The sequence below is a fragment of the Cryptosporangium aurantiacum genome, from assembly GCF_900143005.1.
Lineage (GTDB): Bacteria > Actinomycetota > Actinomycetes > Mycobacteriales > Cryptosporangiaceae > Cryptosporangium > Cryptosporangium aurantiacum.
Map to the genome: position 1 here is coordinate 14,317 of NZ_FRCS01000027.1, position 13,824 is coordinate 28,140.

The following is a 13,824-nucleotide window of genomic DNA, read 5'->3' on the forward strand; positions in this document are numbered from 1 at the left end:
TTCGGTACGGGAATCGATCAAGAGGCCGGTCTCGTCCGGTTCGGCCCCCGCAGAGCTCCGTCGACCAGCGCGAGCGCGTGCGCACGCCCGGGACAGCGGTGCGGGCCCGCGCCGAACGCCAGGTCACCGGCGAGCGGCACGCTTACGAGGTCACCCCCGACGAGTGCCTGCCGCTTGGTCATCGGCACCGGCGGCCGGTTCTGTAGGACCTCCTCGACCGGTGCGGTCCGGGATCGGTCGATCAGGTCGGCGGTCGCCCGGCACGCCTGGACGAGCAATCCGATACGGGCCGCGGTGGTCTCGTCGTACGCGCCGCCGCACGCCTCCACCAGGCGGGGAAGAGCGGCGTCGGCGCGCGTCTCGTCGCCGGTGCCCGGCTGGTAGGCCTGCGCGACGTAGTCCACCAGCTCGACGACCGGCGCGGCGATGCCGAGCGCCCGCGCCAGCACATCCACCGGGTGGCCACGGTACGCCCCGCGCAGCGAGTCCGGGGGAACCGCCGCCAGCATCCCGACGGCGAGCGCCCGCCGCCGCGCGTGGTCCTCTCCGGTGCTGAAGCGGGCCACGGTCGCCCGCAGCCAGGCGACGCCGCCGGTCGCGGGCGGGACCGGCGGGACGACGAACGCCGGATCGGTGAGCACGGAAGCGGCCTCGCCGCTCGGGATCTGCTGCATGCCGCGACGGTAGGGCCGTGACCGTTCGGTGCGGCCCGAACGATCCGGGGCCGAGAATGGGTGGGTGACCACCGCCCGCGGCCTCGCCTCGTTCGCGACGCTCCTCGCCGACGAGACTCGGGCGGCCATGTGTCTGGCGCTGCTCGACGGCCGGGCCTGGACCGCGGGGGAGTTGGCGGCTCACGCGACGGTGGCGCGCTCCACCGCGTCCGAGCAGCTGCACCGGCTGGTCGAGGGCGGCCTGCTCGTCGAGCGGCGTCAGGGGCGCCACCGGTACGTGCAGCTCGCCGATCCGTCGGTGGCGTACCTGCTCGAAGACCTCGCGGCCAGGGCCGTGCCGCGTCCGGCCCCGCCCCGTGGGCTGCGGGCGGTGACCGCGGACGCCGCGCTGCGCCGCGGTCGCACCTGCTACGACCACCTGGCCGGACGTCTCGGCGTGGCGGTGACCGACGCGATGGCCGACGCGGGCCTGCTCGACCGCGCCGGTGGCCTCGCGCTCACGCCGGCCGGCAAGACGTGGCTGACCGGGACGCTCGGGGTGGACCCGGCGGAGCTGGCGCCGGGCCGCCGTCCGCTGACGCGCGGATGCCTGGACTGGACCGAGCGGCGCGAGCACGTCGCGGGCCGGGTCGGCGTGGCGCTCTGCGAGACGTTCCGCGGCCGTGGATGGGGGAGCGGGTCGGCTCCGGGCGGGCGGTGCGCACCACCCCGACCGGCAGAGCCGCCCTCACCGACCTCCTCGACGTCCCCGACCTCGACGCCCACCCGTAGCGGACCCGTCCGGGCGGGCTCCGGCGCGCTCGAACGAGTCCGCGTCTCAGCGGGGGCGTCTCAGCGGGGGCGTCGAAGTGGACCCGCTCGGGGGCGTTATAGCCCGCTTTATCGGGTCCGCTCCGGGGTGGCGGCGTAGGAGCCGGTTGCCAGGTCCTTGACGGCGGACGGGCGGGTGGGGGTCCAGCCGAGTGCGCGGGCGCGTTCGGCGGTGATCACCTGGTCCAGGGCCAGGGCCTCGGCGAACGGCGCGCCGAGTTCGACGGCTGCCTTCTCCTCGGGCCACGGCACCGCGGTCGGCTCGACGCCCGCGCCGACGGCGGCCGCCCGCGCCAGCTCGGCAGCCGGAACCCCCGGCTCGGCCACGGCGTGCAGGAGCCCCTGGGCGTCCGCCCCGGTCAGCGCCCGCAGGTACAGGTCGGCGAGGTCGTCGACATGCACCAACGGCCACCGCGGCCCCGCCGCGGTGCCGCGCCCGCCGCTCACCCCGCGCGCGCCGTCCGCGCTGGCCGCGCCGTCCGCGCCGGCAACGCCGTTCGCGCTGGCCGCGCCGGCAAGGCCGTCCGCGGCGGCAAGGCCGTCCGCGTCGGCCGCGCTGGCAAGGCCGTCCGCGGCAACGCCGCCCGTGGCCGGGGCGTCGGCCGGGGCGACCCAGCGGCCGTGGCCCAGCTCGCGCGCCCAGCTGACGAGCATCGCCGGGATGCCGGTGCCCCGGCCGTGGACGACGCCCGGCCGCAGCACGACGGTCCGGATGTTCCGCGAGGCCGCGGCGAGGACCCGCTCCTCGACCTGCGCCCGCGGCCCGGTGATGACGATCGGCGCCACCGGTGTCGACTCGTCGGCAGGCGTGTCACCGGTGCGCCCCAGGACCCAGATGCCGCTGGTCCACACCAGCGGGCGCCCGCTGCCCGCGAGCGCGTCGACCAGCGCGTCGACCAGCGGCAGGTCGGCGTCGCCGAGCGGCGCCGCGGTGTGCAGCACCGCGTCGACGTCCTCGGTGACGAGCGCGGCGATCGCCCCCGGATCGGTGAGGTCCGCGGCGACCGCGGTCACCCGATCGGCGGCGGCCGCCGCGGCGCGGCCGGTGGCGACGGCGGTGACCCGGTCCGCGGCGGCAGCGGTGACCCGGTCCGCGGCGGCAGCGGTGCCTGGGTCCGCGGCGGCAGCGGTGCCTGGGTCGGCGGCGACCGCGGCGGCCCGGTCCGCGGCGTCCGCGGTGCCCGGGTCGGCGGCGACCGCGGTGCCTGGGTCCGCGGCGGCAGCGGTGCCTGGGTCCGCGGCGGCAGCGGTGCCCGGGTCGGCGGCGACCGCGGCGGCCCGGTCCGCGGCGTCCGCGGTGACCCGGTCGGCGGTGACCCGGTCGGTGGGGAGCGCGGTGACGCGGCCGGCCGCGCCTGGGCCGGCGAGCTCAGCGGCGGTCGTGGGGACTCGGTCGGCCGCGGGGACGGGCCCGGCGCCCCCACCCGAGCGGGATACGGCGGTGACGCGGTGACCGGCGTCCACCAGCCGGTCGACGGCGGCGGAGCCGAGGTAGCCGGTAGCGCCGAGAACGAGGACGTGCATGAGGTGCTCCCCAGGTAGCGGGTGTATCCATAAGCGGACTAGAGTCCGCCTATGGACGACGTTAGCGGACTCAAGTCCGGTTCGGCAACGGGGCGGCGTGACCTTCCGGTGCTCGGTGCGGCTCCGCCCGAACGCGCGGACGCCGCCCGTAACCGCCGGCGCGTGCTCGACGCCGCGGCTCGCCTGCACGCCGAGCACGGCGTCGCGGGCCTGAACATGGACGACGTGGCCGCGGCGGCCGGCGTCGGCAAGGGCACGGTCTACCGGCGGTTCGTGGACAAGTCGGGCCTCGCGGGTGCGTTGCTCGACGACCGGGGGCGCCAGCTGCACGAGCGGCTGCTGTACGGCCCGCCGCCGCTCGGCCCGGGCGCACCGGGGGAGGAGCGGCTGGTCGCGTTCGTCGCGGCATACATCGAGCACTCGGTCCGGTCGCTGGACCTGGTGCTGCTCTCCGAGACCGGTACGCCCGGCGGACGGCTCGCCAAGCCGGTCTACGGGTTCTGGCGTCTGCACGTGGAGGTGCTACTGCGGGACGCCGGCGCGCCCGACCCCCGCACCCGCGCGGAGGCGCTGCTGGCCGTGCTCTCCGCCGAGCAACTGCAGCAGTGGACCCAGCGCGACGGCCGGACCGTCGAGGAACTCTCCACGACCCTCGGCCACCTGGCCCGATCGATGGCGACCTGAGGCAGATTGCATTCGGAAGGGCTCTAGCCCTTCCGAATGCAATCCGCCTCGAGCGGCCCGCAGCCACCAGTCAGCGGAAACCCGCGAGGACCATCGACGCGGCTAGGTCCACCAGCGTGTCCCGGGAGACGTGCGACGGACGTTGCAGCGCGATCCGCAGACACGTCGACACCAGGACGCCCATCGACAGGAACACGATCGCGTCCAGCTGCTCCGGGGTGGCGTCCGGGCGGTGCCTGCGGGGGAGCACGGTCGCCAGTGGATACAGGTCGGCCTCGATCGACGGCAGCAGGTTCGCGGTGGTGCCGCCGGGGTTGGCCTCGGCCATCGCGAGGATCACCGCCCGGTGCCGCTCGAACGCCGCCACCAGCGTCTCGACGATCAGCCGCACCCCATCCTCCACGGCGAGGTCGAGCGCCGCCGCGACCCCCGCCATCAGATCGACGCTGATCGCCCGCACGGCCTCCTCGCGCAGCGCCGTGAGCACGTCGTTCTTGTCGGAGAAGTAGCGGTAGAACGTCCCGGTGCTCACGTGCGCGTGCGCCGCGATCGCCGTCGTCGTGAGCTGCGCGGCGCCAGCGGACTCCAGAAGGTGAACGGTCGCATCGAGCAGGTCCCGCCGCATCCGCCGCGCGCGCTCCTGAACCGGCTGGATCCGCTGCTTACGTACCATGCGGCGCCTCCGCATCCCGGGCGGCCGAGAAGTGAATAGAAGGTGAGAAATTTTCACTTTACTCTCACCGCATGGAGCGGATCCCGAGTTCGATGCGCAACCGCGACGAGGCGGAACGGCGGTTCGGCCCGTTCGCCGACGAGTACGTCCGGGCGATGTGGATCGGCGATCCGCTCGCGGACGCGTTCGTGGCCGACTTCGACACGATCGGCCACGCCGCCGGGATGAAGATGCTCCGGCGCGCGTGCCGCGACGGCGTAGCGGCGGTTCCGGACGCTCCGCCGTCGCTGCACGCGCTGTTCGCCCAGCTTGACGCGGTCCCGGACTGGGCCGACCTGCCGGGCACCGACGCCGCCACCGTCCACGCCGCCCGGTACGTCCGGCAGTCCGGCCTGGCGCTCGGGGCGGCGTCGCTGGTCAGCGGCTACGCGAACGCTGCCGCGTCACGTCCGCTGGAGATGACCGGCCGGTACCTCGACAACGCCGGCGCTCGCACGATCGAGGTCGGGTCCTGGCTCTCCGAGGTCGCCAAGCCCGGCGGCGTCGACCGGTTCTCGCGCGGCTTCGAACTGACGGTCCGGGTCCGGATCATCCACGCGCTGGTCCGCCGCGCGCTCTCCGGCCGCCCCGACTGGGACCTCGACGCCTGGGGCGTCCCGATCTGCCAGGCCTATCTGGCGTACACGCTGGTCGAGTTCTGCATGATCCCGATCCGCGCGATGCGGGCGATCGGCGCCCCGCAACTGCCGTACGAGGAGCGCGCCGCCTACGCCCGGTGGCGCTACCTGGGTCACCTGCTCGGCATCCACGAACAGATGCTGCCGCGCGACCGCGCCGAGCAGGAGCGCCTCGAAGCCATCTACCTGCTCACCCGCCCGCCGGTCGACGAGTACTGCCGCACGCTGGTCGGCAGCATCAACCGCGACTTCCTGGTGCCGGAGATCGAGGGGTTACTGCCGGCTCGGGCGCGCGGCGCCGCGCCGAGCGTCGTCCACGGCTTGGAACGGATTTTTGTGGGTGACGGGATCGCCGACGAGCTCGGGATCCCCCGGACGCGGATGACCGCGGTGATCCGGGCCGTAGGCCCGGTCCTCGGTGCGGTCAACGGTGTCCTCGACCGTCTGCCGTGGACGCTCGGCCCGCGGACACGCGCCGGTGAGCGGTACGGCGAACAGCAGGACGCGCGGCTGCGCGCCAAGTACGACGTGCGCCACGACCTGGTGGACGCGTCGCCGGCGGGCGGCCGCGCGCATCCTGCCCGGCCCGGGGCATGACCGCGGTCAGTCCGCCCGGTCGAACCAGGTGATCGACGTGCCGTCGCCGATCGACTCGCGGCTGGTAGGGCGGAACGCGGTGGGGGAGAACGCGCCCCGGAACGCCGGGATGCCGTCCCCGGCGGCGATCGGGTAGCTCTTGACGACCAGCGCGTCGATCTCCGGCAGTACCGAAGCCGCGAGCCGGCCACCGCCCGCCAGCCAGACGTCCTTTTTGGTGTCCTCGGCCTTGAGCCTGCGGATCAGGGCGACCGGATCGGTGTCCACCAGCTCGACCGCGGGGTCGTCGATCGCGCCGAGCGTGGTCGAGATGACGTACTGCCGCAGGTGGGCGTACGGGCTGGGGATACCGGCGTCGAGCCCGGGCCGGTAGGTGCCCAGGCCCATCACCACCGTGTCGAACCGCTGGTTCGGCGCGTCCGCGACGCCGAAGTGCGACCGGACGTGCGTGGGCAGGGTTTCCGGATACGTGCGCCCGATCCAGGCGGCCATCTCGGGGCCGACCGGGAAGAAGTCGGTCTGCCCCTCCGGGCCGGCGAGGTAGCCGTCGATCGTGACCCCGACGTAATACACGAGCTTGCGCATGCGATGTCCTCCTGACCACTTCAACTGCAGTGGTCAGGAAATTAGACGTTGTCCTGGAGCTCCGCGGTGAGGAAGCTGCTCAGCTCCGTGCGCAGGGCGGGCCGCCGGGTGGCCTCCAGGCGCAGCTCCAGCATCGCGAGGTTGCTCGCCCGGTCGGCGCGCATGCGGGCGAGCAACTGCCGCATCAGCTCGGCGACGAGCTCGTGGGACGGCGCCGGGGTCATCGTTGCGGCCAGGGCCTCCGGATCCGGGGCGAGGCGCTCGCGCGTACGCCGCATGACCTGCGCGAGCAACTCGTCCCGGTTCGCGAAGTAGTTGGTGGCGGTGCCGATCGGCACCGCCGCCTCCTTGTCGATGGCCCGGAGCGTCAGGCCACGGGACCCTTCCCGGGCGAGGACCTCGATGGCCGCGTCGAGCAGCGCGGTACGCCGCTCCGGATTCTGCGGCACGGTGAAGTACTACACCGGCGGGGTCAGTCCCGCACGAACGGGCGGGGCGCGAGGTCGGTCTGGTTCGCGAAGCGCTGGATCCGCTCGGGCTCCTGGCCGGACCGCCAGAGGTAGAGGTGCCGGTTGACGGTGGCCAGCGCGGTGTCGTCATCCCAGGTCGGCGGCTCGTCCGGCGTCGGGAAGTCCGTGCGGGTCAGGTTGCCGAGGTCGGCGCCGATCGTCATCAGCACGCCGTACTCCCGCCCGCTGGTGACGACCAGGTCGAAGAAGTACCGCCCGCTCGGCGACAGCGTCCCGTACGTGCTCGCCGCCGACAGTCCCAGGTCGCACTGCTTCGCCAGGACCGACAGGTCTGAAGGGCGCAGCAGCGCCAGGCACCCGGTGTCCTCGTTCACCGACCCCTGCCGCACCGTGGCGAGCAGCCGGGTTCCGTCCAGCACCGGCCCGTGGACCGCGGTGACGCCGGTCGTCCAGCGGGGCGTGAACCCCCCGGCCGGAGGGTCCCACACCGCGAACCGGGGCTCCACGTACTGCTGGTTGTCGCCGCCGCAGCAGGAACCGGCCTGCATCATCACCACACGCTCGCCGACGAAGGCCACTGGGTACGCCTCGTGGGCCGAGGGCGTCGGGACGAGGCCGGTCACCCGACCGTCGCGCAGGACGCCGACCGCGAGCCCGCCCTTCCTGGTGAACGCGATCCGGGTGCCGGTGCCGTCGATCAGATAACTGTCGATGTTGTCAGCGATCGGCGTCACCGCGCCCGACGCGTTGATAAAGCTCAGCTCGGACGTCCGCGACAGGCTCATCCAGCCGTCCCGGACCTCGGTGACCCGCGCACCGAGTGCGGTCAGATCCATCGGCACCGTGACCTCGCCGTCCTTCGTGCGCAGCTGCTCGCCGTCGACCACGGTGAGGTCGACCGGTGCGCCGTGCCCCTTCACCGGCCGGATCGCCTCCGTGCCGGTGTTCCACTTGACCAGCAGCGTCGCGGTCAGGATCACGACGACGGCGGCCACCGCGGTCGTGGTGATCGCGCCGAGCTGACGTCGCCGCCGCACCCACTCACCCCGGCGAACCAGAGCGTCGACGTCCAACGACCGCTCCCCGGCCTCCACCGATCGGGTCTCCAGCATCGCGCGCACCAACTCTTCCGTCCGGTCGTTCACCGCCGCCCCTCCCGCGTGGGTTCGGATACGTCCAACTGCGCCCGCATCGCGGCCAGCCCCCGGGACGCGTGGCTCTTCACCGAGCCGGCCGACATCCCCAGCGCCTCGGCGATCTGCGCCTCGCTCCAGTCCTCGTAGAACCGCAGCACGAGGACTGCGCGCTGCTTCGGCGACAGCCGCCGGAGCAGCCGCCACATCGCGTCCCGTTCGGCGTGGTCGGACGCCGGATCGTCGTCCTGCCGCGGTTCCGGCAGGTCCCCGCTGGGTCGCTCGGCGTGCCACCGGCGGCGCCACCAGGACACCGCGGTCGTCGCCATCACCCGCCGCACGTAGGAGTCCAGCGCCGCCTTGTCCCGGATGTGGTTCCAGGACACGTACGTCTTGACCAGCGCGGTCTGCAGCAGGTCCTCGGCCTGTCCGCGGTCGCCGGTCAACAGATAGGCCGTGCGCAGCAGTGCGGACGTTCGGTCCGAGACGAAGTCCCGGAACGCCGCCTGAGCCAGCGCGTCCATCCAGCTCCCTTCCCCGTGTGTCTGGATCATGGGACGCGCCGGATGCCACTCCCGGTTGACACGATTTCGTAGATGTTCGGATCCGGCCTCGGTGGTCCCGCCGAGGTGGGGTACGGTACGTGCCCGTTTAGGGCTCGGAGTCGGATTGACCTCCGGCTGATCCTCGAGAGGACAGAGTTTCGATGTCACCGACCCCCGTGCATCTCCGTGCCGCAGGCGTCTCGCTCGTACTGGACGTGACCGGCCCCGTGCCGTCGGTGCTGCACTGGGGTGCCGATCTGGGCGAATTGGACACTGCCGACCTCGACGCCCTGCGCGCCACCGACGTCCTCGAGGTGCCGCACAACCAGCCCGACGACCCGCGGCGGCTGACGCTGCTCCCGACCGAGCACGACATGTGGTCGGGTACGCCCGGCTTCGCCGGGCACCTCGCGGGCACGCGGACGACGCCGCGGCCGGAGCTGCGCGCGGCGGTCCGGGTGACCGGCCGCACGGTGGCGGCCGACCTCGTCGACCCGGTGACCGGCCTGGAGATCGACCTGGTCGTGGCGCTGAGCCCGGAGGGCCTGGTGCAGGTCTCCCACACGGTGCGACGTCCGGCAGGGGACGCCGACCCGGAGCAGCCGTTCGACGTCGCAGGCGTCCTCGCGGTGCTGCCGTTGCCCGCCAGGGCCACCGAGATCCTCGACTTCACCGGGCGGTGGGCGCGCGAACGGCAGCCCCAGCGGTTGCCGGTGGTCGACGGCGCCCACCGGCGTGACGTCCGGCGCGGCAAGCCGGGACCGGACTCCCCGCACCTGGCGATGGTGGGGACCCCCGCGTTCGGAAGCCGGACCGGCGAGGTCTGGGGCCTGCACGTGGCCTGGAGCGGCGACACGTCCTGGCTGGTCGAGCGGCTGCCGGAGCCCGCGGGCACGCACCGCTCCGTGCTCGGCGGCGGCGAGCTGCTGCGCGCCGGTGAGGTCCGGCTGCTCCCGGGCCAGGAGTACCGGACGCCGACCGCCTACTTCGCCTGGTCCGACCGCGGCACCGACGGGATCGCCGACCGGTTCCACCAGCACCTCCGGGCCCGCTCCGGGCACCCGGCGCGACCGCGGCCGGTCATCGTCAACACCTGGGAAGCGGTGTACTTCGACCACCGGCTCGAGCCGCTGCTGCAGCTCGTCGACCGCGCGGCGGAGATCGGCGTCGAGAGGTTCGTGCTCGACGACGGCTGGTTCCTCGGCCGCCGGGACGACACCGCGGGCCTCGGCGACTGGAGCGTCGACCGGACCGTGTGGACGGAGGGCCTGGGTCCGCTCGCCGACCACGTGCGGGCGCGCGGCCTGGAGTTCGGCCTGTGGGTCGAGCCGGAGATGGTCAACCTCGACTCCGAGCTCGCCCGCACGCACCCGGAGTGGCTGCTGGCCCCGGCGCCGGGCGTCGGCCCCGCGTCCCGGAACCAGTACGTGGTCAACGTCGCCCACCCGGAGGCGTTCGAGTACCTGCTGACGTCGATCAGCGCGCTGGTCTCCGAGTACGACATCGCGTACCTGAAGTGGGACCACAACCGGGAGCTGCACGAGGCGGTCTCCCGGGTCGACGGCCGTCCCGGCGTCTCCGCGCAGACCCACGCGGTCTACGCACTGTTCGACCGGCTGCGGGACCGGCACCCCGGCCTGGAGATCGAGTCCTGCTCGTCCGGTGGCGCCCGGGTCGACCTGGGGATCCTCGAGCGCACCGACCGGGTCTGGGCGTCGGACTGCATCGACCCGGTCGAGCGCGTGATGATCGACCGCTGGACGATGCAGCTGCTCCCGCCGGAGCTGGTCGGCGCGCACGTCGGCGCGCCGCGCTCGCACACCACCGCGCGCGTCACCGACCTGCCGTTCCGGCTGGCGACCGCGCTGATCGGCCACGTCGGCGTCGAGTGGAACCTCAACGAGCGCAGCCCGGAGGAGCTGGCGATCCTGCGGTCCTGGATCGGCTACCACAAGAGCATCCGGCCGCTGATCGCGTCCGGGACCGTGGTCCACGGCGACCTCGCCGACCCGCAGACGACGCTGGCCGGCGTGGTGTCGCCCGAGCGTGACCAGGCGGTCTTCGTCTGGACCCGGACCGGCACGTCGGCGACGACGCAGGCCGGGCGGGTGCCGCTGCCCGGCCTCGCCGAGGACCGGACGTACTCGGTGCGGGTGGTGTCCGAACTCGGCGAGCCGGAGTTCACCGCCCGGGTGGCGCCGGCGTGGACGACCGCGCCGCTGACGATCTCCGGATCGGTGCTGGGGGCGGTCGGGCTGCCGATGCCGACGCTCGCGCCGCAGCAGGCGATGGTGCTGGAGGTGCGGGCCGTCTAGAGGACAGCAGCCACAACGCCGACGAGCATCGCGACGCCGAGCAGGCCGCCGACCGTGTGCCACAGCCATGGCTGCAGGAACTGGAAGTCGAACTCCAGCAGTGCGTAGACGACGAGGATGATCGTGGCGACGGTCGCCGCGCCCCAGAGCGTCATCCGGTGCCCGAAGTAGGCGGTCAGTCCCTCCAGGACGACGATGATCGCTACCCAGATTCCGGCGGTTTTGGCTGCCCCGCGCATCGTTCTCCACTCCTGTCCGGCGCTGTCACCGCGTTCATGGTGGCGGCGCCGGGCAAGGGCGGCTGCCCTGGAGTCGGATTCCGGACCGGTCCGTACGTGACCCGGCGGAGCAGCGTCTCGAACGGTCCGCGGCGGCCGGTGCGGCGCAGCGCGTCGGCGAGGAGCACGGTAGCCAGCCAGGTCGTCGTCGCCAGCAGCGCGGTTCCGGCGATGCTCAGCGTGCCGGACAGGTCGAGCAGGAACGGCGTGAACGTGACCGCCCACACCACCGACTGCGCCAGGTAACACGTCATCGACCGCTGGCCGGTGGCCGCGATCGCGTCCACCACCGGCCGGTGCCCCGGCCGGGCACGCAGGCGCAGCGCGAGCAGGCAGAGCAGCGCGGCGTAGCCGCAGCCGCCCGGCACGCCGGACGCGTCGTGCAGCGGGCCCAGCAACTCCAGCGTCGACCGGTCCGGTACCGGCACCACGCCGGCGTGGATCAGCGCGATCGGCTGGGCACCGAGCACCGCGACCCCGAGGCCGACGCACGCGGTGACGCGCAGCAGCGTCCGGTGCCGCTCCGGCTCCTCCAGGATCCGCCGGCGCCCCGCCCACAGCCCGAGCGCGAACGGGCACGCGAAACCGATCGGGCCGAGCAGCGCGATGAACGCCGAGATCGGGGGCCGTGCGGTGAGCATCGTGAGCAGGTCCGGCGGCAGCATCGGGTCGCCGGGCGGTTCGGCGTCGATCGTCAGCGAGTCCCCGCTGGGCAGCGCGGTGATCGTGAAGAACACCGCGGCGAAGATCAGCAGGCGCCGGTCGGGCCACCGCACCATCCACGCGCCGAGCAGCAGCAGGACGCCGTACGCCGCGAGGATGTCACCGACGTAGAGCAGCACCGCGTGCAGGAACCCGATGATGATGAGCGCGGCGGCGCGCCGCCACAGCAGCCGGCGGACGCCCCGCGGGCCGCGTCGTTCCTGGCGGGCCGCGATCCGCGCCACCCCGTAGCCGAAGAGCAGCCCGAACAGCGGGAACGCCCGGCCGTCGACGAACGTCGAGATCACCCAGGCGACGGCGGCGTCGAGGCCCGCGACGTCGCGTGGGTAGCCGCCGAGCACCGCGGGGGCGTCCACGAAGTAGTGCGAGTTGGCCAGCGCGATGAACAGCAGCATGGCGCCGCGGGCGAGGTCCGGGCCGAGGGCGCGGTCCGCGGTCGGGAGAGGTCCGGTCACCGCCTCAGTGCAGCGGACCGGGGTCCCCGCGCGCGGCGGCCGTCGGTCGGTGCGGGATCGACCGAAGTCGATCGTGACCCCGGCCGTGCGTCCGGACATGATGACAACGACACTGACTTTTAGCATTCGACGAAGGAGGTTCGATGGCCGACGAGCGCTACGGAGTCCGGTTCCCGAAGATCGACGGACGGCGGAGCTCGTCGCGCACGGGAGCGGACATCCTCGCCGACTCGCTCGTCCGCGTCGACGGCAGCCTCGCGTCGCAGGCACGCGAAGCCACCGACTGGCGTCACCGCTACGTGGGCGTGTTCGCGGCCTCCACCCGGGTGAGCGCGTTGGCCAAGGACTCGGTGTCGATCGCCGAGCACGGGCTGCAGTCGGCCTGGGACCGGATGGTGTTCCGCGCCGCGGACGGTGTCGAGACGCCGGTGTCGAGCTGGGTCCGCGCGAATTCGGGAGCCCCGGCGCCGGGCACCGAGCGGATCGACGGCACCGACACGGCGCTGACCCGCCTGGAGGTGCCCTACCGCGGGGAGGTCCTGCACGGCGTCGCGCTCGAGCGGCAGCTCCAGGAGTGGGTGCGGCGCGGCATCGTCGAGCCGGGGTTCGCCGACGCGGTGCAGCTGGTCGTCGAGTCGCCGGAGTTACTCTCGCTGCCTGACCACGAGGTCGTCCTGCTCGGTGCGGGTGCCGAGATGGGGCCGCTGGAATGCCTGCTGCGGTGGGGTGCGCGGGTGGTCGCGGTCGACGTCCCCGGCGCCCGGGTCTGGGACCGCATCCGCGGGCTGGCGTCGGCCGGAACGCTCACGATCCCGGTCGACGCCACGAGCGGCGAACCGGGCATCGACGTCGGATCGCGGCTCGCCGAACTGTCGGGCTGGCTCACCGCCCGCTGGGGCGGGACCGCGGTTCCCGTCCTCGGCAGCCACGCCTACGCCGACGGGGCGACGCACGTCGAGATCAACCTGGCCGCCGACGTCCTGGCGCACACGCTGACGACGGCCCGCCAGGACGCGGTACTCGCCTACCTCCACACGCCGACCGACAGCTTCCTGGTCCCGGCCGACGCGGTGGCCGAGGCCCGGGAGCGGGCGGGGTCCACCCGCTGGAACGGGCCGGTGCACCGCCTCGCGGCGCTCACCACCGGGCGCCGCCTGTTCCGGCCCGCGTACGAGGAGACCTACGTCGACGACACCGGCCGGACGTGGGGGCTCTCGGACACGCTGGTCGACGTGCAGGGCCCGAACTACGCGCTGGCCAAGCGCCTCCAGCGGTGGCGCGCGGTGCTGCGGCACCACGCCGGGCATCGGGTCTCGAGCACGGTGGCGCCCGCGTCCTGGACCCGGTCGGTCACCAAGAACCGCGTCCTCGCCGCCGCGTACGCCGGGGCGTCGGCGTTCGGCGTGGAGATCTTCCGCCCGGAGACCGCACGCGCGCTCACCGCGGCCAAGCTGGTCGCCGACACGGTGCGGCCGCTCGCGTCCGCGGACGCGCACCCGGAGAGCGTGTTCTGCGACGCCGCCCACGGCGGGTTGTGGCGGCAGCCGTTCGAACCCCGCAGCGCGCTGTCGGTCGCGGCCGTGATCGGCGGCCCGAAGACCCTCGTCACCCGTCGGCGCTGACCCGCCGCGCCCGGGTCACACACTGCTGTTCCGGGGCACCTGAAACAGCGTTCTGTGGC

13 protein-coding genes and 1 pseudogene are annotated in these 13,824 nt (G+C 73.7%); 5 read left to right on the forward strand and 9 right to left on the reverse strand.

Annotation, left to right across the window (positions count from 1 at the left end; genetic code table 11):
• Positions 1-17 precede the first annotated feature (17 nt).
• On the reverse strand, positions 18-674 hold the full coding sequence (locus BUB75_RS41255; protein WP_073265836.1) for a hypothetical protein: 657 nt from the start codon (positions 672-674) through the stop codon (positions 18-20).
• Between the two features lie 64 nt (positions 675-738).
• Between BUB75_RS41255 and BUB75_RS41260 the strand changes: the two are divergent.
• Positions 739-1,421 (forward strand): annotated as a pseudogene (locus tag BUB75_RS41260) (ArsR/SmtB family transcription factor); the annotation flags it as partial.
• A 132-nt stretch (positions 1,422-1,553) separates the two neighbouring features.
• On the opposite strand, the gene BUB75_RS47445 reads toward BUB75_RS41260, so the two are convergent.
• Positions 1,554-3,008: an NAD-dependent epimerase/dehydratase family protein gene (locus BUB75_RS47445; protein ID WP_073265838.1), complete on the reverse strand. Its 1,455-nt coding sequence runs from the start codon at positions 3,006-3,008 to the stop codon at positions 1,554-1,556.
• A 51-nt stretch (positions 3,009-3,059) separates the two neighbouring features.
• On the opposite strand from BUB75_RS47445, the gene BUB75_RS41270 reads away from it, so the two are divergent.
• Positions 3,060-3,692 (forward strand): TetR/AcrR family transcriptional regulator, encoded by a 633-nt coding sequence (locus BUB75_RS41270; RefSeq protein WP_073265840.1) that lies wholly within the window; start codon positions 3,060-3,062, stop codon positions 3,690-3,692.
• A gap of 70 nt (positions 3,693-3,762) precedes the next feature.
• Here BUB75_RS41270 and BUB75_RS41275 read toward each other — a convergent pair whose 3' ends face one another.
• Positions 3,763-4,365, reverse strand: a complete 603-nt coding sequence (locus BUB75_RS41275; RefSeq protein WP_178380113.1) for a TetR/AcrR family transcriptional regulator — start codon at positions 4,363-4,365, stop codon at positions 3,763-3,765.
• Positions 4,366-4,436: 71 nt separating this feature from the next.
• Between BUB75_RS41275 and BUB75_RS41280 the strand changes: the two genes are divergently transcribed.
• A complete protein-coding gene (locus tag BUB75_RS41280; RefSeq protein WP_073265843.1) occupies positions 4,437-5,639 on the forward strand; it encodes an oxygenase MpaB family protein in 1,203 nt (400 codons plus the stop codon).
• Between the two features lie 6 nt (positions 5,640-5,645).
• Here BUB75_RS41280 and BUB75_RS41285 read toward each other — a convergent pair whose 3' ends face one another.
• From BUB75_RS41285 to BUB75_RS41300, 4 genes are read right to left on the reverse strand one after another with little or no spacing between them, the layout of a single operon-like run.
• Positions 5,646-6,224 (reverse strand): dihydrofolate reductase family protein, encoded by a 579-nt coding sequence (locus BUB75_RS41285; protein WP_073265845.1) that lies wholly within the window; start codon positions 6,222-6,224, stop codon positions 5,646-5,648.
• Positions 6,225-6,265: 41 nt separating this feature from the next.
• Positions 6,266-6,673, reverse strand: coding sequence for a TetR/AcrR family transcriptional regulator (locus BUB75_RS41290; RefSeq protein WP_084742418.1), 408 nt, complete (start codon positions 6,671-6,673; stop codon positions 6,266-6,268).
• Between the two features lie 23 nt (positions 6,674-6,696).
• The gene (locus BUB75_RS41295; protein WP_073265847.1) at positions 6,697-7,839 is read right to left on the reverse strand and encodes a hypothetical protein; all 1,143 of its coding nucleotides are present in this window, start codon (positions 7,837-7,839) and stop codon (positions 6,697-6,699) included.
• Entirely contained in the window at positions 7,836-8,351 is a 516-nt protein-coding gene (locus BUB75_RS41300; protein WP_073265849.1) for a SigE family RNA polymerase sigma factor, read from the reverse strand. Before BUB75_RS41300 ends, BUB75_RS41295 begins: the two co-directional genes overlap by 4 nt.
• 182 nt (positions 8,352-8,533) lie before the next feature.
• On the opposite strand from BUB75_RS41300, the gene BUB75_RS41305 reads away from it, so the two are divergent.
• Positions 8,534-10,687 (forward strand): alpha-galactosidase, encoded by a 2,154-nt coding sequence (locus BUB75_RS41305; protein ID WP_073265851.1) that lies wholly within the window; start codon positions 8,534-8,536, stop codon positions 10,685-10,687.
• Here the strand turns inward: BUB75_RS41305 and BUB75_RS41310 are convergent.
• Positions 10,684-10,926 (reverse strand): hypothetical protein, encoded by a 243-nt coding sequence (locus BUB75_RS41310; RefSeq protein ID WP_073265853.1) that lies wholly within the window; start codon positions 10,924-10,926, stop codon positions 10,684-10,686. The genes BUB75_RS41305 and BUB75_RS41310 overlap by 4 nt on opposite strands.
• Positions 10,890-12,143, reverse strand: a complete 1,254-nt coding sequence (locus BUB75_RS41315) for a DUF418 domain-containing protein (RefSeq protein ID WP_218618088.1) — start codon at positions 12,141-12,143, stop codon at positions 10,890-10,892. Before BUB75_RS41315 ends, BUB75_RS41310 begins: the two co-directional genes overlap by 37 nt.
• Positions 12,144-12,286: 143 nt before the next feature.
• On the opposite strand from BUB75_RS41315, the gene BUB75_RS41320 reads away from it, so the two are divergent.
• Positions 12,287-13,765: a hypothetical protein gene (locus BUB75_RS41320; protein ID WP_073265857.1), complete on the forward strand. Its 1,479-nt coding sequence runs from the start codon at positions 12,287-12,289 to the stop codon at positions 13,763-13,765.
• Positions 13,766-13,824: the final 59 nt, after the last annotated feature.